Here is a 17,750-nt window from a genome sequence, read left to right as displayed (position 1 = left end):
ACGATAATAAAGGCTAAATGGTCTAGAAATATTTTTGGCAGGTAAAATTTATGGAAGTTAGAGAAATTAAAATCTGTGTGGATGCAGAATCGGCAAAAATTTATGAGTCAGCTATCTTTGCCGATCGCCAAAAGCTTGATGCTCTTCTTAGCTTAAGGTTGAAAGAATTTGCCAGAAATCGCCGACCACTAGAGGCGGTTATGAGTGATATCAGCCGTAAAGCTCAGGGTAGAGGATTAACTCCAGAAATTTTGAGTAATTTGTTAAATGAATAAAGTGCGATACGTTTTTGATACCAACGTGATTATTAGCTCTGTGCTATTTGAGGGGAGTAAACCTGACTTGGCAATTAGGTATGCACTCCAAAACGGTAACATTTTATTTTCATTAGAACTAATAGAAGAGATTGACGAAGTTCTCAGTCGTGCAAAATTCAGAAAATATATCACAGACGAGGAGCGAGAAGAATTTTTGGATAGCTTCATAGATAGAGGCATATTGATTGAAGTAATAGATGTTGTTAAGGAATGCCGTGATCCCAAGGATGACAAGATTTTAGAGTTATCGCTTAGCGGTAAAGCGGATTTGATTATTAGTGGAGATAAGGATCTATTGGTTCTCAGTCCATTTCGCTCAATACAAATACAATCTGTTGAGCAGTTTCTAAAAAGTGTCGATTACTATCCGCCCTAACCAGATGCGTAGCAAATCACTGCACCCGACCATAAAACTAGACTGAATCTTATGTCTAGATTCAACAAAGGCGGGGAAATTCAACCGTTAAACTTTTCAATCTATAAATCATGGCAAATATCTCTATTGATGCGATCGCCGATCTTCCACCTCAGTCTGAGCAACCCGAAGACTGGCGGCGATTTTTTGGGTTTAGTACCGATCATAAAGTGATTGGGATTCAATATATTGTTACTTCCTTTTTCTTCTTCCTCATTGGTGGCGTTCTGGCAATGGTGATAAGAGGTGAACTGATTACCCCTGAATCGGATTTAGTTGATCGCGCTGTGTATAACTCCATGTTCACGATGCACGGCACGATCATGCTGTTTCTCTGGACATTTCCTGTGCTTTTGGGAATATCCAATTACCTAGTGCCATTGATGATCGGCGCTCGTGATATGGCTTTCCCTAAGTTAAATGCAGTTGCCTTTTGGATGGTTCCTGTGTTTGGCGTGATCCTGATGGCAAGCTTCTTTGTGCCTGGGGGATCTTCGCAATCGGGCTGGTGGGCTTATCCGCCTGTGAGTTTGCAAAATCCTACGGGAAATATTGTTAACGGTCAATTCCTTTGGTTAGTTGCAGTCGCCATTTCGGGCGTGGCTTCGATTATGGGCGCGATTAACTTCGTGACTACCATTTTCCGAATGCGAACTACAGGTATGACTTGGTTCAAAATGCCTGTGTTTGTGTGGACAGTCCTTGCCGCGCAAATCATTCAGTTAATTGGATTGCCAGCCCTGACCGCAGGAGCCGTGATGCTCTTGTCTGATTTGACTTTTGGAACCAGTTTTTTCGATCCAGCCAAGGGCGGCGATCCTGTTCTCTTTCAACATTTTTTCTGGTTCTATTCTCATCCCGCCGTCTATGTGATTGCTTTGCCAGTGTTTGGGATTTTCTCAGAGATCTTCCCAGTCTATGCGCGTAAGCCTCTCTTTGGTTACAAAGTCGTGGCAGTATCTTCCTTAATCATTACGGGATTAAGTGGCATTGTGTGGGTGCATCATATGTTTGCTAGTGGCACGCCTAGCTGGATGCGGATGCTATTTATGGCGACGACCATGTTGATTTCTGTGCCGACGGGAATCAAGGTTTTTGCATGGGTAGCGACCATCTGGGGCGGCAAGATCAAGCTAAATACAGCGATGTTGTTTGGCTTAGGTGCGATGGTGATGTTTGTATTCGCAGGGATCACTGGCATCATGCTGGCTTCTGTTCCCGTAGATATTCATGTGAATAATACTTACTTCGTGGTTGGACATTTCCATTATGTAATTTACGGCGCAGTGGTAATGGGAATCTATGCAGGGTTGTATCACTGGTTCCCAAAAATGACAGGAAGAATGTATTCCGAAGGTTTAGGAAAGCTCCATTTTATCCTCACTTTTATTGGTACAAATGCCTGTTTCTTTCCAATGCATCCCCTCGGTTTGCAGGGAATGCCTCGCCGCGTTGCCTCCTACGATCCAGAGTTTGCCTTCTGGAATGTGATCGCTAGTTTAGGCGGTTTTCTCTTGGGCGTATCAACATTGCCATTCTTGCTCAACATGATTGGCTCATGGGTACAGGGTGAGAAAGCTCCCAAAAATCCTTGGCGAGCGATCGGTTTGGAATGGCTTATTTCTTCGCCGCCATTCCATGAGAACTTTGAGGAGTTACCGATTGTAATTTCCGAACCCTACGGCTATGGCAAAGATGAACCCTTAGTTTCTAATCCTGATAAGTTGGAGATAAATCATGCAACCAGTTGACACTTCTGTTAGCAACAATCCTATTTTGGAAGTTGCCCACGAATCGACTCATAGTGAGCATCCCGACAATCGGCTATTCGGCTTTGTCGTCTTCCTACTTTCCGAAAGCGTCATCTTCTTGAGCTTTTTCGCCGCCTATATTGTCTATAAAACCACTTCTCTCAATTGGCTTCCTAATGGTGTCACAGGTTTAGAAATTCGCGAACCTGCGATTAACACAGTGATTCTAGTTTCCAGCAGTTTCACCAGCTATATCGCTGAGAAATTCCTCCATAAAAAGCAGCTTTGGGGCTTTCGCGCCTTTTGGCTCCTGACGATCGCTATGGGTAGTTATTTCCTTTATGGTCAAGCAGTGGAATGGAGTGGTTTAGCCTTTGGCTTCGGTGATGGCGTGTTTGGTGGTAGTTTCTATTTGCTGACAGGATTTCACGGGCTGCACGTTTTAACGGGTGTGCTGTTGCAGCTAATCATGTTAGTGCGATCGTTCTTTCCTGACAACTACGCAAAAGGAGAATTCGGAGTGGAATCCACTTCACTATTTTGGCATTTTGTCGATGTCATTTGGATTGCTTTGTTTACTTTGATTTACATGTGGCAATGAGCTAAAAACTCGTTCAAACTACTAATTAATTAGGACTTGAACGAGTTAATAATTATTTAAATAATTTGAGATAAATAAAAATAAATGAACAAGATATCGGTGATCAATGGTATTAGAGGAATATCTGCACTGTGGGTAGTAATTTCACATTGTTGTATCTTGGGAGGATATACAGGATATAACCCAAATGCAAAAGTGGCAGTAGATATATTCATGATGATATCTGGATTTCTTATGATGTATACTAGTGATTATATTGATATAAAAGAACCATTTGAAAACAAAAATAATTGGATAAGATTCTATTTAAGAAGGTTTTTTAGAGTTTCGCCTGCATATTATTTAGCGCTTATTGTTGCAATATTTTTAGTGGATTATTTTGTTCCAAGCTTTAGGGAACTTGCTTTACTCAATAACAATACAGTACTAGCCAGTATTCCAGTAGACTTTAGTGCGTGGAATATCCTACTGCATATTACCTACACTTTTGGATTTTTTCCTAAACAATCCTTTTCAACCCTTTTACCCGATTGGAGTTTGTCTTTAGAAATGCAATTTTATTTGATTTTTCCTATAATTTTTCTGTTTTTTAAAAAGACTCGTAGCTTAATTAAAATAACATTGTTTACTATTTGCATATTATTATTAAGTGTGATATCAAAAAAATATTTTATTCCTCATTTTCTAGAACCTTCATTGATATTTTATCAAATGCCAATATTTTTGATTGGTATTTTTATATATCTTGGAACGAGTAAATTAACTGTATTTAAAAAGCAAAGAATTGTTTTTCTTGTAAGTGCTTTGCTGCTATGCATTTATGCCATTCTTACAAAAGACAAGCGAGATAATTTTTATTTGCTATTTGCTTCAGTATTATTGACAATCTGCTGCCTTGAAAATTTTTTCAGTCAAAGAATAAATCACTTTTTTGATAATAAATTCTTCAAGACTTTATCAGATTTATCTTACTCAGTATATTTATTTCATATGTTTTTTCTGTCGATTATAGGTGCTTATATAGAGCGTAATTTATATGCATTAGGATATTCGCCTAATCAATGCGTAATAATAATAGTATTTACTATAATTCCTTTAACATATGTAACCGCTTATTTCTTGTATAAATATATAGAATTGCCTGGTATTAGGCTTGGGAAAATTTTGATTAAAAAATTCAAATAATTACAAAATAATTTAGCGACGACAAAATTATGATTATTGATGACAATTATTACGATGTGATTATTGTGGGAACTGGTGCGGGGGGCGGAACCCTTGCCTATAAACTAGCTTCCACGGGTAAGAAAATTCTGATTCTGGAACGCGGTGACTTTATGCCTCTTGAAGAACAGAATCGCAGCAATATCGACATCTTTCAGCGCGATCGCTATCATGCTCCTGAACAATGGTATGACCACACAGGCGAGCCATTTTCACCGCAGACTAACTATGCGATCGGTGGGAATACTAAAATCTATGGCTCGGCTCTCTTGCGGCGGCGCGAGAAGGACTTTGAAGAAGTCACCCATCAAGCAGGAATTTCGCCAGAATGGTGCGTGAAGTATGACGAATTTGAGCCTTATTACACCGAAGCTGAAAATCTCTATAAGGTGCATGGTGAGTCCCAAACTGATAGTACTGAGCCAACTCACAGCACTGATTATCCCTATGCTGCGGTGAGTCATGAGCCTGAGATGCAGAAGATCTATGAGGCGATCGCTAATCAAGGTTTGCATCCATCGACCATTCCCCTCGGCTTAACCCGTAAAGATGATGACCCCACTAGCGACTCTGAAGAAAGCTGCCTTGTCCCCGCCTTGCAATCGGCAAATGTCACCTTGAAAACCCAAGCCAAAGTGATCAGTTTACATACCAATCCATCGGGGCGATCGGTGAAGGGAGTAGAAGCGGAAGTGGGCGGACAGTCCTATCTCTTTTTAGGTGATATCGTCGTGCTTGCCTGTGGGGCAATCAATTCGGCGGCGTTACTGTTGCGATCGGCAAATGATTCCCATGCCAAAGGGCTTGCCAATAGCTCCGATCAAGTGGGACGGAATTTGATGAAAAGCCTGTTGTCATCGGTAGTTCAACTTAGCACTAAGCCGAATAATGGTTCTTTCCAAAAGTCTATTTATGTGAATGATTTCTATTGGGGTGATGCGGATTTTCCCTATCCAATGGGACATATTCAGAATTCGGGTGGACTGCTCACAGACATCATTTTTGCAGAATCCCCCCCTGTATTCTCGATTGTGGCGCGGCTCATGCCCAACTTCGGACTGAAGCAGTTAGCGACCCATTCCATCGGTTGGTGGGCGCAAACGGAGGATTTGCCAGATCCAAATAATCGGGTGCGTTGGGAAAACCACAAAATCCATATTGATTACAATCCCAACAATACGGAGGCACATGATCGCCTAATTTATCGCTGGACTGATGTTTTAAAAAATATCGAAAAGTCCCTAGATGGTTTCCGTACTGGTTTCATGCATCCTCGCTCTGAGTCACCGTTGCAAGTGGTCGCCAATCAATGCGGAACCTGTCGCTTTGGTGACGATCCTTTAACTTCCGTTTTAGATCGCGATTGCCGCACCCACGATCTCGATAATCTCTACGTTGTAGATGGCAGTTTCTTTCCCTCTAATGCGGCGGTGAGTCCTGCTTTGACGATTATTGCTAATGCTTTAAGAGTAGGCGATCGGTTAATTGAGAGGTTGAAATAATTTTTGTAATGCGATGTGCAACTACTCTAATTTATAGCCCCATTATTGTCTTATCTGATTGAAATTGTAGTTGACTAGCAATTCAGAAGAGAAAGTCAAGGCTTTTAGATTTGGGTTTCACATCGTACTTACATTACAAGAGTTTGGACAATTACATTGATTTTTATGATCACTATTTTTTACAGTCCATTCTTCCCCACACCATAAGCAACAATACTCACGAGGATAAGGATTCTCACTGCCTAATTCCCAAGTTTTAGAATTCACACCTGCTCTGAGCGTTTCAGTATATCTCTCGTAATTTCTAGATTTTTTTGTCAAAAGCTGAAATGTTCTCTTTAGACTTTCTTCCACTTCTGGACTAAGTTCTCCGCATTCTTTCAAATTATCTCTAAAGTCAAGAAGAGCATACAGTAAGGGTGCAGCGTCTCGGTTGTCTTGTATTTTGCCCATAATTCTGAGTTTATATTATAGTTTTTCCTTAAAAATATTATAGATGACAGACTGTTACATCACTTTCCAGTCATTAAAGATTAGTTGAACAGATATCTAAATCGACACCAGTGAGTGTTATCATATTATTGCCTGAGGGAATGAATGGGCGATCGCGCTTTTGTGATTGATTGGGCGCTCGCATTTGACTTAAAGTAGAAATTTGCGATATTTTAAGCCAAACGAATAATTTGTACAATATTTGCAATGAAACTGTAAATTATGCTTAAAGTGACGAATACACACACCAAATTCCTAATCCATGTCTCTGCTTTGCTAGCTTTTCTTACGATTCATGTTTTAGATGTAGATGCAAGAGTAAGAGTCCGTTTTCGTGGTTTAGGGCTTCGCAATAATATCCAGAATTCAAGTCCAGTTCTCTCCCGTGAGCAACTTCGTTCATGTGTTAGACAGCAAAATCGTCTCAATAGCGACAGTGTTCAAATTGAACAAATGAAGTCAAGGCTAAAACAAAAATTGTCTGAACTTGAACGTTTTGAGCAAATAATTTCTCAACGTAAACCGTTCATAGACAGATATAGCCAAGAATCGGTAGACAGTTTCAATACACTAATAACAAACCAGAGAAAACTTGCATCTTCATATAACGAGGAACTGCCCACATACAATGCACAGGTAGATAAATATAAAATATTACAGCAGAGTTTTAACACTACCTGTGCTGGGCAGTCTTACTATGAAGACGATATGCAGGCAGTTATTTCAGATAAATAATTCCAACAATTCGACCGTGCTATGTTTGTTTACCTGTAACCGTCCAATGGGGTAATGAAAATTAAAGATCAGAGAGGACAAAAAGAGACAAGTTAAAAACTATGCCAAAAGAAATCAATCTATAGAGGTTTTGTTAGGGGGATGATTGGGCGATCATGTTTTTTGTGGTTGGTTGGGCGATCGCGTTTTTTGTGAGTGAATGGGCGATCGCGTTTTTGTGAGTGGTTGGGCGATCGCGTTTTAGGTGGGTGAATGGGCGATCATGTTTTTTGTGAATGGTTAGGCGATCGTGTTTTGGGTGATGATTGGACGATCGCGTTTTGGGTGATGATTGGGCGATCGTGTTTTTTGTGAGTGATTGTGCGATCGTGTTTTTTGTGGGTGAGTGGGCGATCGCTTTTAAGGGAAAAACTTGTAAATATCCTTACGGTGCAAAAATCTTACAAAAATTACTTCATTTTCCAAAACTTCTATCCCTATCCTGTAATCACCTAGACGAATGCGATAAAAACTATCATATCCCTGCATCTTTTTTAGGTTATTGATTTCCCCCACCGATTCAGCTTGCTTACAGGTCAAAATCACCTGCTTCAACCTTGCCAAAAGATTACGATCCTTGACTAACTTCAAGTCCTTTTCAAACCTAGACTCAAACCTAACATTCATGCAACATCACCATCCAGAAGCGCAAAGATATTCTCTTCAGGAACAAATTCATTTCTTCTACCCTCAGCGATCGCATTCCCCAAACCGACCTCTTCTAAAGCATCTTGGAATATTTCCGCAAAAAGCTCCTTTCTAGTCTTAATCAAATCAATTAAGATTTCCGTAAGCATTTCTCTTGTCTTCTCATCGTTAAGGAGTATTTGCATATTGAAACTCTCATGAACAAACCAACTTTATATAATTCTAACTCAATAACATCAAACAGCTTGTGGCGATCTCGTCTTTTGAGGTAATTGGGCGATCATATTTTGATGAGTGTTTTGGCGATCGCGTTTTTTGTGGGTGAGTGGGCGATCGCGTTTTTGTGGATGGTTGGGCGATCGCGTTTTTTGTGAGTGGATGGGCGATCGCGTTTATAAAAAGCAACTCAACCCATTACCCTTTCTTTCGCCTTCTCATAAGCATGATCATGAATATCGAAACTAATCACCCTTACCCTTTTCGGGGCAGGCTTTTCAAAAATCCGATAGACCAGCCTATACTCGGCCTCATCAAAGCGAATCTCCAAAGCGTGATAACCACGCAAACCACCCTTTAACTTATGGCAACTCAAAATCCCACCAGTATCAGGGTATGACTGCAAAATCGGCTTGAACAAACCCTCAAAATCAGTCCTCAAAACCATCAGCAAAATTGGCAAATCCTCTGATATCACAAGCGGATGCACTTGCAAAAAATACTTAGCGCGTATAGCCACGCAACTTAATCTCCCTATTCACCTGTTCCAAATCAAACTCCTCATCTAGAGTTCCTATCGTCACCCACTCATCTTCCTTAATAGGTTTAGCAATGCGATCAATTGCCTTAGACTCAGCAGAACTCAAAACTAATCGGTTTTCCCGTTGCAACTTCTCTGCGATCGCTTCCCGCAACCAATTCATCCGCCCCTGTGAGGGCAAACTACTAAAAACATCAGACGTTAAAGAAACTGTGACGCGCTTAGTTATGCCTTTTGCCTTCACTTAACTACCTCTCCAAATCAGTCCTTTTAAATATTCTATCCTAGCGCAATAACCATAGGCGATCGCTTTTTTGTGGATGATTTGGCGATCGCCCTACATTAGTTCTGTTTAAATACTTGCTCAATATCCTTTGAACCATGAAGCAATCGAATCACATCAATACCACCCTCAATCTGCTGATAAAACACAACATAATTACCAATAGGAAAGCTCCGTAAATCTGGCAATAACTCTGGTCTTTTCCGTCCCAAACCTGAATTCTGAGCTAAAGTCAACAACTTACCTTCTATTCGGTCTAAAAAATCATCTGCTCTATCTGGACTATCATCTGCAATATAATCCCAAATATCCAGTAAATCCAACTCAGCAAGCGGACGCTTCAGAATGATTGCCATCATTGCACCTGCTTCTGTTGCTTGCGCTGCCGTGCTTTTGCCTTCACTGCCTGTATATCAAGAGGCGTAGCATCACCACTATTTAAACCTGCCTGAATATCTTGACGTAACTCCTGCAAACGCAACTGCTGGAGTTGATCCCGTTCTTGCAACAATCTCAAACCCTCACGCACAACCTCACTAGCAGAATAGTACAAGCCAGTACTAACCTTTCCTTGTATAAAGCTTTCTAGCTCAGGCGTTAGAGACACATTCATAAATTTAGTCCTCTAATAATCTTGATATTAATATTCTCGCTGCAATAACAGTAAATAGCAATAACTGTTATCAAATTTATTGAGAGATCGCGTTTTTTGGGGATGAGTGGGCGATTGTGTTTTTGTGGAGGGGTGGGCGATCGCCTTATGCTACACACATTTCTTGTTTTTGCAGTAAAGTAAGTTTATTATCTCTACATGGACTTACGTTTATGACCGTAGAATTTGCACCAATTTTTGAGCTAGGACTTTCAGAAAAGCTACAACTTCTTGAGGATTTATGGGATAACATTGCAACTCAACCAGCTAATGTTCCAGTATTAGACTGGCAAAAAGAAGAACTAGCTAAAAGAAAACTATCTCACTCACAAGACCCTAGTTTAGCAAGTTCGTGGGACTCAGTAAAAGCAAGAATTCGTAATAATCAAAGAAATGGCTAAGAGTCTTATCATTCTCCCAGAAGCGGAACAAGACATTACAGAAGCCTATGATTGGTATCAAGAAAGGGAACTTGGATTAGGAGAAGAGTTTTTGAGATGTATTGATGCTTCCATCCAAACTATTAAAAGAAACCCTGAAATATATGTATTTGTCCACGAACAATACCGCAGAGCCTTAGTGCGCCGATTCCCTTACGCTATTTTTTATGAATACTTTGAGGACACAATAACTGTTTACGCTGTCTTTCATTGTTCTCAAAACGCTAAAAAATGGCGTAATCGTTTAAATTAGACGACTGATTGGGCGATCGCTTTTTTTGAGGTAATTGGGCGATCGTGTTTTTGGTGGTTGGTTGGGCGATCGCGTTTTTTTGAGGGGATGAGTGGGCGATCGCTATTTAATAAACCTCATCATGACTCCCAACATCAACCAAAAAAATCACCATCTCCAATAACTCTTCATCGTCAGAAAATCTAAAAACAATCCTACAATCATAAGCCACAGAACAAGACCATAATCCAGCTAAATTTCCTCCCAACTTATGAGACTTTAATGAAGGCGTAAATGGATCATCTCCCAACAGCCTTAATGCTTTTACAATTGGCTCAGTTAATTGCGGATTTTTCTTTGTAATTTTTTTGAAAGACCGTTTAAATCCATTACTCCAAACAACTTGCATCATCATCCCCCAGTAAATCAGCAATCAAATCATCTACACTTCCTCTTTTTGCTGTTCCCTCTTTAAATGATTTCCTTACCTCCTCAGAATTAGCCAAAATCTCCTGCCGCCGACTTTCAATTCGTCGCTTACGGATTAGCTCAAACAAATAATCCTGATCTTCTATTGATAAACCCTCAATAGAATCAATGATTTGCTGAAAGACCATCATAAGACTTCCTTAACTATTACAAAATTTCTTAACAACTATATTCTGGATATTTCTCATTCTAACTCACTAACATCAAACGACTCTAGGCGATCGCGTTTTTTTGTTGAATGGTTGGGCGATCGCGTTTTCTAAGGGGAGTAATTGGGTGATCGTGTTTTTGAGATGGGAAAGTGGGTGATCGCGTTTTTGTGTGGGATGGTGCGATCGTGTTGTACTTTTTTGTGAGTGAGGGGGCGATCGCTTTGATACAAATTTATGGCAGAGTTGTATGTACACTTGTACACACTATAATTAGATAAAGTATCAATGGGACAAAAACAAAGACTCATCAAACCTGCAAAAACATGGCATTGAGTTCGCCGATGCAGTATCTGTATTTTCAGACGATCTCGCCATCACCATTCCAGACAACAGATTTGATGAAGATCGATTTGTCATTATTGGCATGGATGCCTTTGGCAGAATTTTGGTCATTGTTTTCACATGGCGGGGTGAAGACATTCGCCTAATTTCAACACGTTTAGCAGAGTGTCGCGAACGTAAACAATATGAAGAGGATTAAAAAACATGGAAACAGAATATGACTTCAGTAAAGGAAACCGTGGCGCGATCGAGCCAATCAAAGGCAAAACTCGTATTACAATTCGGCTAGATGATGAGATCTTAGAATGGTTTCGCGCAGAAGCAAACAACAAAGGTGGCGATAATTATCAAACATCCATCAACGAAGCCTTGCGTCAACATATCCATCAACAAACTCAAGAACCTCTAGAAAGTATATTGCGTAGAGTATTGAGAGAAGAGCTTGCTCAAAGTCAATCTAATTAAAATCGTTCTCGTCCAGACTTGTGAGTGGTTGGGCGAGAACGTTTTGGTGGGTGATTGGGCGATTGTGTTTTGTTAAAAGGATGATTGGGCGATCGCGTTGGACTTTTAGGGGGGTGGTTGGGCGATCGCGTTGGATATTTTGTTTTTGCACTACTATTAAGATTATTACTTCTACCTAGAATTCATCATGGTTCAGGCGATCGCAGCAAAAGATGTAACTTTCAAGGAATTAAAGCAAAATTTTGGGCTTCAGATATCTCAAGATCCTATTTTTTTTACGGAATGGTTGGATGATTTTACACCATTAAGACAAGAAGATCTCCATTTATTAGATCGGGTGAAAGCTAATTTTTTAGAATTGATGGAAGATCCACCAATGTTAGAAAATACAGTCAAGATGGTAGTGCTTGCACCATTGTTAGATCTCGCTGGCTTTTATCACAAGCCATTTCGGATCGAGACAGAAACCGCTATAGCCTTAGAAATGAAAGATGAAGGAACCATAATTCGAGGGCGGATCGATGTATTGGTAATAAAGAATCAGCTTTGGTTATTAGTCATTGAATCAAAGCGAAGTGATTTTGCCGTAACAAGAGCGATTCCACAAGCTTTAGCTTATATGTTGAGTAATTCGGAAACCGTTCAATCAACATTTGGCATGATTACCAATGGGAATGAATTTTTGTTTTTGAAAACTTCACAAAACGAGTATGCAAATTCGCGATTATTTTCTTTGGTAAACCCTAATAATGAGCTTTACGAAGTATTACAAGTACTAAAACATTTAGGCTCAAAAATATGTATGTAAGCTTGGAGATCACGTTTTGGTGGGTGATTGGGCGATCGCGTTTAGTAAACCTCTAGGCAGTCTATATTTACAGCATCTTTCAACCCATTAATCACTCCACTCCCGAAACTTAATATTTGTTCGACCTGACTCGTTGGCACATTTCCACAACGTAACCAAATCACCTTTGGAGGCGAACCACACAAACAACTTCTCTCTGCAAAATCCGCATCTTGAGTCACGATATAGAAATTATTGATTTCAGCAAAATCCCATATCTCAGTATCAGTTTTATCATCTAAATCATGAAACTGAACATTGCTGCAATCAGGAAAAATATCAGCTAATCTTCCTTCCAACTTACGATTCAAATTTTGATCAAAAAGCAACCTCACGCAGCACCCACAAAAGCCATCAATCTATGTTCTCTATCCGCAGCAAACTCTAAACAAGCCCTAATATCCTGCTCTGTCAATTCTGGAAAGTCATCTAAAATTTCTGCATGGGACATTCCCGACGCTAACCATCCTAAAACATCATACACAGTAATACGCATCCGCCTAATGCAAGGCTTTCCACCACGCTTATCTGGCTCAATTGTTATGATGCTTCGATAGTTCATATTTGCTTACAATCACGCTGCTCAAGCTTAGCATAAGAGCTATTTCATGTGAGTAATTGGGCGATCTCGTTTTTGGTGAGTGGCGGGACGATCATGTTTTTTGTGAGGGGGATAAATTGGCGATCGCCTTATACTTTTTTCTCAAAAATCAGCTATATAATATGTGTACAAATTTATTTGTACATTTTGTAATGGCGTATGAGTCTTACAGTCAATTACGATCAAGCACTCAACCAATTCTCAGAAATTTGCGATCGCGTGATTGCAGAAAACAACTTTGTCATTTTGGAACGTGGCGACCGCGAAAATGTGGCAGTGATTTCAGCTAAAGAGCTATCAAGTTTGCTTGAAACTTTGCATTTACTTAAATCTCCTAAAAATGCAATTCGTTTATTTGAAGCTTTAGAAGAGGCGGATTCGAGAACAGTTTTGCCAAAAACTTTGAATCAACTCAGTCAGGAGGTGGGACTTGGCAGTGCCAAAGAAACCGCGTGATGCTGTTTTTGTGTCACAATTCAGACAAGATCTAGTGTATTGGGTAAATACGGATCGCAAAATTGCTGTTCGAGCGATGGAACTAGTTGAATCGGTTCTTGATGATCCATTTAAGGGAATTGGCAAGCCTGAACCTCTCAAATATGTTGGTGAAAATACATGGTCAAGAAGATTAACTCAAGAACATCGAATGGTCTATCGCATTAAAGATGATCGCATTGAGTTTCTTCAAGCTCGTTATCACTACTAGGCGATCGCGTTTTTTGTGGGTGGTTGGGCGATCGTGTTGTACTAGTGGATGATAATTGAGCGATCGCTACCTAATAAACCTCCTCATGACTACCACCCTCAGATGCTGTCAAGTTTAATTGAGAAATTCCTTTGGTAGGGTAATCTCGTCAGTTCGTTAGATCAGCTTATAGAGGGAAGGGAAAGTCTCAACAAACTGCTATAGTCCATAGACTTTAGATCTTTCGGATAATTTTTTTGGACGTATCTAAATTAATGAACTGTAGACCTTTTGCTAAGCAAGTGTGCCTGAGCAGGCTTTTATCCTAACCGTTTACATTATTTTCAACTTTAAACCAATAGGAAAACGACAGAGATGAATACCCGCCTCATCATCAACCCCACTTCTGGCCCTGCTGACAAACCTGATCAGTCAACTGAAATTGTCGATGCTTTGCAAAATCAAGGCATCGAAGCTGAACTCTGCACCACTTCTCCTGATGAAGATGGTGAGAATCTTGCGGCTGAGGCTGCTCAAGCAGGTGCTGAACTTGTGATTGTAGCGGGAGGTGATGGCACGATTGAAGCCGTAGCGCGAGGATTAATGCATACTCAAACTGTGTTAGGCATTATTCCGATGGGAACCCGTAATAACATTGCCGCTAGCTTAGATATCCCCAACGATTTATCTCAAGCCATTCAGACTCTGGTAGAGGGAACGCGTGGTCGGTTTGATATGGGCAAGGCAAACGATCATTACTTTGTGGAAGTGGTCGGCGTGGGTCTAGAAGCCACACTTTTTCCTTGTGGAGATGAAGTCAAAGAAGGAATCAAGAAAAATTATTGGACTGCTTTTAAAAGTATCCTGTCAGGTATACAAACTTTTTTGCAATTTAAACAGCACCGCTTAGTCTTGCGCCTCGATGGCAGACGGATGCGACGTTTACGCATCTTGCAAGTCAATATCTGCAACAGTCCTCGCTATGGGGTGCAATTTGCCTTAGCGCCTGACGCAAAAATGAATGATGGAAAGCTGGACGTAATATATATTGATAACCCCTCCAAATGGGATCATCTGTGTCACTTCTTTAAAGCTATGCGGGGTGAACGCCTTCCCCATGAGCGGCTCAAGACTCATCGCGCTGCTAAAATTGAGATTAAGAGTTATCCACCATTAGAAGTTCATGCCGATGGACAGTATCTAGGCGTTACCCCCATCATTGTGGAAGTGGTTCCAAATGCTCTTTTAATTTGTGTTCCTACGCCTGAGTTGCTATTAAAGTTTGCTGACGAAAACAACAGCTATGGTTTGCCAGAGCAAGTGGGGAGCATTTCCACCGATCGCCCATCAATCTCTGCTTAAATTCCACTAATTTGAACTAGTCCGTATAAGCAGGATGCAAGCCATATGCCGCCAGCAACCCATCCACTGAGGACATCTGTGGGCCAATGCACCCCAAAATACACTCGACTAAAGCCTACTCCCAAGGTTAAAAACCCTGCCAAGGGAGCAGTAATCCATAGAGGAATACCTAGAGACTGCGTCAAGATCGCCGCTAATAAACCGTAGAAGGAAATTGCACTCATCGAATGACCGCTGGGATAACTGTAATCCATTGGACGTTTAGAAGAAGCCCATAGATCGGGGCGTTTGCGGCGGAAGAAAGACTTAAAAATGCCGTTAAGCAACCATGAACCGCTTAACCCGATCGCTAAGATCAGGACTGGAACTGCCTCCTCGCGATAAATAAGAATTCCTGCGATCGCAATCAGTATAGGAATAGTAATTTCGCCCTGAGCCATCCAAGTTAGAGCCGTCATGTATCTATCTAGGGTTGGATTAGACCATTCTTTGAGAGTTATCAAGCATAACTCTTCAAAAGGTAGTAACCAATCCCATAGAAGGAAACGAGCAATGAAAACACCTAGCGCTAAAACAAGCGTGCCTGCTAGCAAACCTGCCAGCAGATAAGGAGCGAAAGCAATGAGTGATTGGAACAACCAGTAAAGACGAATACTAACCTGCGCCATCGGCAATCTCCTAATATTAAAGATTAATGTAATTTTATAAGTATTGTAGGCTGTTCATTGCCTAGCTATCGCAATAAGAGAATTACTTAGGACAAAAAACCTCAGGGATAAAAAGTAAGGCTTTTCTGCTTTTGAGTCCCGTAAAATCCTTTTTTTTCTATGTGTTAAGCATTTACCATGTATTTTAGCTCACACCCAAAGTGGAATTGTAACGCAAAACGTTGCAATTCCACTTTGAGTAGGAATGGAGTGGCAATAATTGAGAGAACGCCCCCAAGGGGTATTCTCTCAACTATTGCTATATAATCAAACTACATGATTGCAAAACAGGTAACCCAATGGTTCAAGCCTTAGCGAAAACCCAATTAGTAACCTACGAAGAGTTTATCCAGTGGAAGCCCGACCAAGGTTTCTATGAGTTACATAATGGAATAATTATTGAGATGCCACAACCTAAAGGAGCGCACGAATCAGTAAAGGGATTTTTATCGACAGAATTAGTGTTTGAGTATAGGCGATTGAATTTGCCATACCTTATACCTAGTCAAGCCTTTGTAAAAGTTGCTGAGGCTGAATCAGCCTATTTGCCAGATATTCTAATCTTAAATCGTTCTAACTTAAGCAATGAGCCTCTGTGGGAAAACGAATCTACGGTGACTCAGGGAGCCTCGGTTATTATTGCGGTCGAGGTGGTGAGTACTAATTGGCGCGTTGATTATTTGACAAAAGTAAAAGACTATGAAGAGATAGGGATCCCTGAATATTGGGTTGTGGATTATTTGGGTTTAGGTGGGAGGAGATTTATTGGTAATCCCAAACAGCCTACGATATTTATCTATCAGTTAGTCGATGGAGAATATCAAGTTACATCGTTTCAGGGAGACGATCGCCTAGTTTCGCCGACTTTCCCAGAATTAAATCTCACGGCTAATCAAGTTTTTCAAGCCGCCGCCTAGGATTCGTAAGCTTCTTAAATCTAATAATTGTGTCTTCTCAAACCTTGCCACCACCGATTTTAGCGGGACAACCCTTCACTGCACTTGCGCCCATGCAGGATGTAACCGATCTTGCGTTCATGCAAATGCTAAGTGAATATGGATGTCCTGATTATTATGTGACCGAATATTTTCGCGTCTATGGGAACTCTAGTATTGACAAAAAAATCCTCAAATCCATTACCTTGAACACAACAGGAAGACCTGTATTTGCTCAATTAATTGGTGAGAGTATTCCCGATCTGTTGCGGATTGCTCAGCTACTTACGAAGTATCCGATCGCAGGAATTGACCTTAATCTTGGTTGTCCTGCACCGCGAGTTTATCGAAAGAATGTGGGTGGGGGGCTATTGCGCGAACCTGAAACGATTGAGCGAATTTTTGATGCTTTGCGATCGCAGATTACAGGACTTTTCACAGTGAAGATGCGGGTGGGATTTGATTCCATTGCTAATTTTGAGAAGCTATTGGAATTAATCAATCAATATCAAATTGATCTGCTCAGTCTGCATGGGCGCACGGTCAAGGAGCTATATCGAGGCGAAGTGCATTATGACTTAATTCGTCAAGCCGTGCAGACAGTAAATTGTCCAGTGTTAGCTAATGGGAATGTAACTTCCTATCTCAAAGCGGAACAGGTATTACAAGAAACGGGAGCCGCAGGGGTGATGATTGGGCGATCAGCGATTCGTAATCCTTGGATCTTTCAGCAAATACGCGATCGCTTTGCAGGGAAGCCCGTACAGGTGATTACGCTAGCGGATGTAAATCGCTATATCCAGCACCTATTTGCGATTACCAGCCGTGAAGATCTTCGTGAGAAATCCCATGTAAATTGCTTGAAAAAGTTTCTAAATTTCATTGGTACTGGGATTGATCCAGAGGGAAGTTTTTTAGCGGGAATGCGCCTCGTGCAATCTAAGCAAGAGCTTTTTGACCTATGCGATCGCCATTTACTAGCTGAACCTGAGCGCCCCTTTGCGATCGAACCCTATGAGAATTTGATTGCCCGTCCTAGTTGTGAAGCTGAGATATAGTCGGCGCAAAGCGCCGACT

General features: G+C 40.8%; 31 protein-coding genes. 17 read left to right on the top strand and 14 right to left on the bottom strand.

Going from position 1 to position 17,750, the window contains the following annotated elements; all coding sequences use genetic code 11:
• The first annotated feature begins 50 nt into the window (after positions 1-50).
• The 7 genes from H6F42_RS16775 to H6F42_RS16745 all read left to right on the top strand — a co-directional run bounded on the left by H6F42_RS16775 (position 51) and on the right by H6F42_RS16745 (position 7,037).
• Positions 51-275 (top strand): hypothetical protein, encoded by a 225-nt coding sequence (locus tag H6F42_RS16775; protein ID WP_190400515.1) that lies wholly within the window; start codon positions 51-53, stop codon positions 273-275.
• Positions 268-693 carry a putative toxin-antitoxin system toxin component, PIN family gene (locus H6F42_RS16770; protein ID WP_190400514.1) on the top strand — a complete coding sequence of 142 codons (426 nt, stop codon included), beginning with the start codon at positions 268-270 and terminating at the stop codon, positions 691-693. Before H6F42_RS16775 ends, H6F42_RS16770 begins: the two co-directional genes overlap by 8 nt.
• A 110-nt stretch (positions 694-803) precedes the next feature.
• Positions 804-2,483, top strand: coding sequence for a cytochrome c oxidase subunit I (ctaD, locus tag H6F42_RS16765; protein WP_190400513.1), 1,680 nt, complete (start codon positions 804-806; stop codon positions 2,481-2,483).
• A complete protein-coding gene (locus tag H6F42_RS16760) occupies positions 2,470-3,084 on the top strand; it encodes a heme-copper oxidase subunit III (protein WP_190400512.1) in 615 nt (204 codons plus the stop codon). The genes ctaD and H6F42_RS16760 overlap by 14 nt, the downstream gene beginning before the upstream one ends.
• 84 nt (positions 3,085-3,168) lie before the next feature.
• Complete coding sequence (locus H6F42_RS16755; RefSeq protein WP_190400511.1) at positions 3,169-4,269, top strand: acyltransferase; 1,101 nt, start codon at positions 3,169-3,171, stop codon at positions 4,267-4,269.
• A 29-nt stretch (positions 4,270-4,298) separates the two neighbouring features.
• On the top strand, positions 4,299-5,810 hold the full coding sequence (locus H6F42_RS16750) for a GMC family oxidoreductase (RefSeq protein ID WP_190400510.1): 1,512 nt from the start codon (positions 4,299-4,301) through the stop codon (positions 5,808-5,810).
• A gap of 714 nt (positions 5,811-6,524) precedes the next feature.
• The gene (locus H6F42_RS16745) at positions 6,525-7,037 is read left to right on the top strand and encodes a hypothetical protein (protein WP_190400509.1); all 513 of its coding nucleotides are present in this window, start codon (positions 6,525-6,527) and stop codon (positions 7,035-7,037) included.
• Between the two features lie 399 nt (positions 7,038-7,436).
• Here H6F42_RS16745 and H6F42_RS16740 read toward each other — a convergent pair whose 3' ends face one another.
• The 7 genes from H6F42_RS16740 to H6F42_RS16710 form a co-directional block, all read right to left on the bottom strand.
• Positions 7,437-7,703, bottom strand: a complete 267-nt coding sequence (locus tag H6F42_RS16740) for a type II toxin-antitoxin system RelE/ParE family toxin (RefSeq protein WP_190400508.1) — start codon at positions 7,701-7,703, stop codon at positions 7,437-7,439.
• Positions 7,700-7,909 (bottom strand): hypothetical protein, encoded by a 210-nt coding sequence (locus tag H6F42_RS16735; RefSeq protein WP_190400507.1) that lies wholly within the window; start codon positions 7,907-7,909, stop codon positions 7,700-7,702. The genes H6F42_RS16740 and H6F42_RS16735 overlap by 4 nt, the downstream gene beginning before the upstream one ends.
• A gap of 37 nt (positions 7,910-7,946) precedes the next feature.
• Positions 7,947-8,129 carry a hypothetical protein gene (locus H6F42_RS16730; protein WP_190400506.1) on the bottom strand — a complete coding sequence of 61 codons (183 nt, stop codon included), beginning with the start codon at positions 8,127-8,129 and terminating at the stop codon, positions 7,947-7,949.
• A 1-nt stretch (position 8,130) separates the two neighbouring features.
• A complete protein-coding gene (locus H6F42_RS16725; RefSeq protein WP_190400505.1) occupies positions 8,131-8,460 on the bottom strand; it encodes a hypothetical protein in 330 nt (109 codons plus the stop codon).
• Positions 8,444-8,725, bottom strand: a complete 282-nt coding sequence (locus H6F42_RS16720) for a hypothetical protein (protein WP_190400504.1) — start codon at positions 8,723-8,725, stop codon at positions 8,444-8,446. The genes H6F42_RS16725 and H6F42_RS16720 overlap by 17 nt, the downstream gene beginning before the upstream one ends.
• Positions 8,726-8,823: 98 nt before the next feature.
• Positions 8,824-9,123 carry a type II toxin-antitoxin system RelE/ParE family toxin gene (locus H6F42_RS16715; RefSeq protein ID WP_199289090.1) on the bottom strand — a complete coding sequence of 100 codons (300 nt, stop codon included), beginning with the start codon at positions 9,121-9,123 and terminating at the stop codon, positions 8,824-8,826.
• Positions 9,120-9,377, bottom strand: a complete 258-nt coding sequence (locus tag H6F42_RS16710; protein ID WP_190400503.1) for a type II toxin-antitoxin system ParD family antitoxin — start codon at positions 9,375-9,377, stop codon at positions 9,120-9,122. The genes H6F42_RS16715 and H6F42_RS16710 overlap by 4 nt, the downstream gene beginning before the upstream one ends.
• Positions 9,378-9,589: 212 nt before the next feature.
• On the opposite strand from H6F42_RS16710, the gene H6F42_RS16705 reads away from it, so the two are divergent.
• On the top strand, positions 9,590-9,817 hold the full coding sequence (locus tag H6F42_RS16705) for an addiction module protein (protein WP_190400502.1): 228 nt from the start codon (positions 9,590-9,592) through the stop codon (positions 9,815-9,817).
• Positions 9,810-10,109: a type II toxin-antitoxin system RelE/ParE family toxin gene (locus tag H6F42_RS16700; protein WP_190400501.1), complete on the top strand. Its 300-nt coding sequence runs from the start codon at positions 9,810-9,812 to the stop codon at positions 10,107-10,109. Before H6F42_RS16705 ends, H6F42_RS16700 begins: the two co-directional genes overlap by 8 nt.
• A 106-nt stretch (positions 10,110-10,215) precedes the next feature.
• On the opposite strand, the gene H6F42_RS16695 is transcribed toward H6F42_RS16700, so the two are convergent.
• From H6F42_RS16695 to H6F42_RS16685, 3 genes are all read right to left on the bottom strand, one after another.
• Entirely contained in the window at positions 10,216-10,497 is a 282-nt protein-coding gene (locus H6F42_RS16695) for a type II toxin-antitoxin system mRNA interferase toxin, RelE/StbE family (protein ID WP_190400586.1), read from the bottom strand.
• The gene (locus H6F42_RS16690) at positions 10,478-10,708 is read right to left on the bottom strand and encodes a hypothetical protein (RefSeq protein ID WP_190400500.1); all 231 of its coding nucleotides are present in this window, start codon (positions 10,706-10,708) and stop codon (positions 10,478-10,480) included. The genes H6F42_RS16695 and H6F42_RS16690 overlap by 20 nt, the downstream gene beginning before the upstream one ends.
• Positions 10,709-10,780: 72 nt before the next feature.
• The gene (locus tag H6F42_RS16685) at positions 10,781-10,984 is read right to left on the bottom strand and encodes a hypothetical protein (RefSeq protein WP_190400499.1); all 204 of its coding nucleotides are present in this window, start codon (positions 10,982-10,984) and stop codon (positions 10,781-10,783) included.
• 19 nt (positions 10,985-11,003) lie between these two features.
• Here H6F42_RS16685 and H6F42_RS16680 point away from each other — a divergent pair, with 19 nt between their 5' ends.
• Together H6F42_RS16680 and H6F42_RS16675 are read left to right on the top strand one after the other, a co-directional pair.
• Positions 11,004-11,270: a BrnT family toxin gene (locus H6F42_RS16680; RefSeq protein WP_190400585.1), complete on the top strand. Its 267-nt coding sequence runs from the start codon at positions 11,004-11,006 to the stop codon at positions 11,268-11,270.
• Positions 11,271-11,275: 5 nt separating this feature from the next.
• On the top strand, positions 11,276-11,536 hold the full coding sequence (locus H6F42_RS16675; RefSeq protein ID WP_190400498.1) for a BrnA antitoxin family protein: 261 nt from the start codon (positions 11,276-11,278) through the stop codon (positions 11,534-11,536).
• Here H6F42_RS16675 and H6F42_RS16670 read toward each other — a convergent pair.
• The gene (locus H6F42_RS16670; protein WP_190400497.1) at positions 11,529-11,687 is read right to left on the bottom strand and encodes a hypothetical protein; all 159 of its coding nucleotides are present in this window, start codon (positions 11,685-11,687) and stop codon (positions 11,529-11,531) included. The genes H6F42_RS16675 and H6F42_RS16670 overlap by 8 nt on opposite strands.
• Before the next feature lie 36 nt (positions 11,688-11,723).
• Here H6F42_RS16670 and H6F42_RS16665 point away from each other — a divergent pair, with 36 nt between their 5' ends.
• On the top strand, positions 11,724-12,344 hold the full coding sequence (locus tag H6F42_RS16665; RefSeq protein WP_190400496.1) for a type I restriction enzyme HsdR N-terminal domain-containing protein: 621 nt from the start codon (positions 11,724-11,726) through the stop codon (positions 12,342-12,344).
• Between the two features lie 41 nt (positions 12,345-12,385).
• Here the strand turns inward: H6F42_RS16665 and H6F42_RS16660 are convergent, their stop codons facing one another.
• Together H6F42_RS16660 and H6F42_RS16655 are read right to left on the bottom strand one after the other, a co-directional pair.
• Positions 12,386-12,718 carry a DUF5615 family PIN-like protein gene (locus H6F42_RS16660; protein ID WP_190400495.1) on the bottom strand — a complete coding sequence of 111 codons (333 nt, stop codon included), beginning with the start codon at positions 12,716-12,718 and terminating at the stop codon, positions 12,386-12,388.
• Positions 12,715-12,945: a DUF433 domain-containing protein gene (locus H6F42_RS16655; RefSeq protein ID WP_190353320.1), complete on the bottom strand. Its 231-nt coding sequence runs from the start codon at positions 12,943-12,945 to the stop codon at positions 12,715-12,717. Before H6F42_RS16655 ends, H6F42_RS16660 begins: the two co-directional genes overlap by 4 nt.
• Before the next feature lie 198 nt (positions 12,946-13,143).
• On the opposite strand from H6F42_RS16655, the gene H6F42_RS16650 reads away from it, so the two are divergent.
• The 3 genes from H6F42_RS16650 (at position 13,144) to H6F42_RS16640 (ending at position 15,031) form a co-directional block, all read left to right on the top strand.
• Positions 13,144-13,440 (top strand): type II toxin-antitoxin system Phd/YefM family antitoxin, encoded by a 297-nt coding sequence (locus H6F42_RS16650; protein ID WP_190400494.1) that lies wholly within the window; start codon positions 13,144-13,146, stop codon positions 13,438-13,440.
• Positions 13,421-13,690 carry a Txe/YoeB family addiction module toxin gene (locus H6F42_RS16645; protein ID WP_190400493.1) on the top strand — a complete coding sequence of 90 codons (270 nt, stop codon included), beginning with the start codon at positions 13,421-13,423 and terminating at the stop codon, positions 13,688-13,690. The genes H6F42_RS16650 and H6F42_RS16645 overlap by 20 nt, the downstream gene beginning before the upstream one ends.
• Before the next feature lie 354 nt (positions 13,691-14,044).
• Positions 14,045-15,031 carry a YegS/Rv2252/BmrU family lipid kinase gene (locus H6F42_RS16640; protein WP_190400492.1) on the top strand — a complete coding sequence of 329 codons (987 nt, stop codon included), beginning with the start codon at positions 14,045-14,047 and terminating at the stop codon, positions 15,029-15,031.
• Here the strand turns inward: H6F42_RS16640 and H6F42_RS16635 are convergent.
• On the bottom strand, positions 15,028-15,699 hold the full coding sequence (locus tag H6F42_RS16635) for a phosphatase PAP2 family protein (RefSeq protein ID WP_190400491.1): 672 nt from the start codon (positions 15,697-15,699) through the stop codon (positions 15,028-15,030). The genes H6F42_RS16640 and H6F42_RS16635 overlap by 4 nt on opposite strands.
• Before the next feature lie 338 nt (positions 15,700-16,037).
• On the opposite strand from H6F42_RS16635, the gene H6F42_RS16630 reads away from it, so the two are divergent.
• Both H6F42_RS16630 and H6F42_RS16625 read left to right on the top strand, forming a co-directional pair.
• Complete coding sequence (locus H6F42_RS16630) at positions 16,038-16,655, top strand: Uma2 family endonuclease (protein WP_190400490.1); 618 nt, start codon at positions 16,038-16,040, stop codon at positions 16,653-16,655.
• A gap of 92 nt (positions 16,656-16,747) precedes the next feature.
• On the top strand, positions 16,748-17,731 hold the full coding sequence (locus H6F42_RS16625) for a tRNA-dihydrouridine synthase family protein (protein ID WP_190400584.1): 984 nt from the start codon (positions 16,748-16,750) through the stop codon (positions 17,729-17,731).
• Positions 17,732-17,750 lie beyond the last annotated feature (19 nt).

This window comes from Pseudanabaena sp. FACHB-1998, from assembly GCF_014696355.1.
Taxonomy (GTDB): domain Bacteria; phylum Cyanobacteriota; class Cyanobacteriia; order Pseudanabaenales; family Pseudanabaenaceae; genus Pseudanabaena.
This window is presented reverse-complemented; position numbering and strand designations above follow the sequence as displayed.

Bases quoted from the DNA above. Each gene is read 5' to 3' on its own strand.
- H6F42_RS16775 (WP_190400515.1), top strand. From the start codon at position 51: ATGGAAGTTAGAGAAATTAAAATCTGTGTGGATGCAGAATCGGCAAAA.
- H6F42_RS16770 (WP_190400514.1), top strand. From the start codon at position 268: ATGAATAAAGTGCGATACGTTTTTGATACCAACGTGATTATTAGCTCT.
- ctaD (WP_190400513.1), top strand. From the start codon at position 804: ATGGCAAATATCTCTATTGATGCGATCGCCGATCTTCCACCTCAGTCT.
- H6F42_RS16760 (WP_190400512.1), top strand. From the start codon at position 2,470: ATGCAACCAGTTGACACTTCTGTTAGCAACAATCCTATTTTGGAAGTT.
- H6F42_RS16755 (WP_190400511.1), top strand. From the start codon at position 3,169: ATGAACAAGATATCGGTGATCAATGGTATTAGAGGAATATCTGCACTG.
- H6F42_RS16750 (WP_190400510.1), top strand. From the start codon at position 4,299: ATGATTATTGATGACAATTATTACGATGTGATTATTGTGGGAACTGGT.
- H6F42_RS16745 (WP_190400509.1), top strand. From the start codon at position 6,525: ATGCTTAAAGTGACGAATACACACACCAAATTCCTAATCCATGTCTCT.
- H6F42_RS16740 (WP_190400508.1), bottom strand. From the start codon at position 7,703: ATGAATGTTAGGTTTGAGTCTAGGTTTGAAAAGGACTTGAAGTTAGTC.
- H6F42_RS16735 (WP_190400507.1), bottom strand. From the start codon at position 7,909: ATGCAAATACTCCTTAACGATGAGAAGACAAGAGAAATGCTTACGGAA.
- H6F42_RS16715 (WP_199289090.1), bottom strand. From the start codon at position 9,123: ATGATGGCAATCATTCTGAAGCGTCCGCTTGCTGAGTTGGATTTACTG.
- H6F42_RS16710 (WP_190400503.1), bottom strand. From the start codon at position 9,377: ATGAATGTGTCTCTAACGCCTGAGCTAGAAAGCTTTATACAAGGAAAG.
- H6F42_RS16705 (WP_190400502.1), top strand. From the start codon at position 9,590: ATGACCGTAGAATTTGCACCAATTTTTGAGCTAGGACTTTCAGAAAAG.
- H6F42_RS16700 (WP_190400501.1), top strand. From the start codon at position 9,810: ATGGCTAAGAGTCTTATCATTCTCCCAGAAGCGGAACAAGACATTACA.
- H6F42_RS16695 (WP_190400586.1), bottom strand. From the start codon at position 10,497: ATGCAAGTTGTTTGGAGTAATGGATTTAAACGGTCTTTCAAAAAAATT.
- H6F42_RS16690 (WP_190400500.1), bottom strand. From the start codon at position 10,708: ATGATGGTCTTTCAGCAAATCATTGATTCTATTGAGGGTTTATCAATA.
- H6F42_RS16675 (WP_190400498.1), top strand. From the start codon at position 11,276: ATGGAAACAGAATATGACTTCAGTAAAGGAAACCGTGGCGCGATCGAG.
- H6F42_RS16665 (WP_190400496.1), top strand. From the start codon at position 11,724: ATGGTTCAGGCGATCGCAGCAAAAGATGTAACTTTCAAGGAATTAAAG.
- H6F42_RS16655 (WP_190353320.1), bottom strand. From the start codon at position 12,945: ATGAACTATCGAAGCATCATAACAATTGAGCCAGATAAGCGTGGTGGA.
- H6F42_RS16650 (WP_190400494.1), top strand. From the start codon at position 13,144: ATGAGTCTTACAGTCAATTACGATCAAGCACTCAACCAATTCTCAGAA.
- H6F42_RS16640 (WP_190400492.1), top strand. From the start codon at position 14,045: ATGAATACCCGCCTCATCATCAACCCCACTTCTGGCCCTGCTGACAAA.
- H6F42_RS16635 (WP_190400491.1), bottom strand. From the start codon at position 15,699: ATGGCGCAGGTTAGTATTCGTCTTTACTGGTTGTTCCAATCACTCATT.
- H6F42_RS16630 (WP_190400490.1), top strand. From the start codon at position 16,038: ATGGTTCAAGCCTTAGCGAAAACCCAATTAGTAACCTACGAAGAGTTT.
- H6F42_RS16625 (WP_190400584.1), top strand. From the start codon at position 16,748: ATGCAGGATGTAACCGATCTTGCGTTCATGCAAATGCTAAGTGAATAT.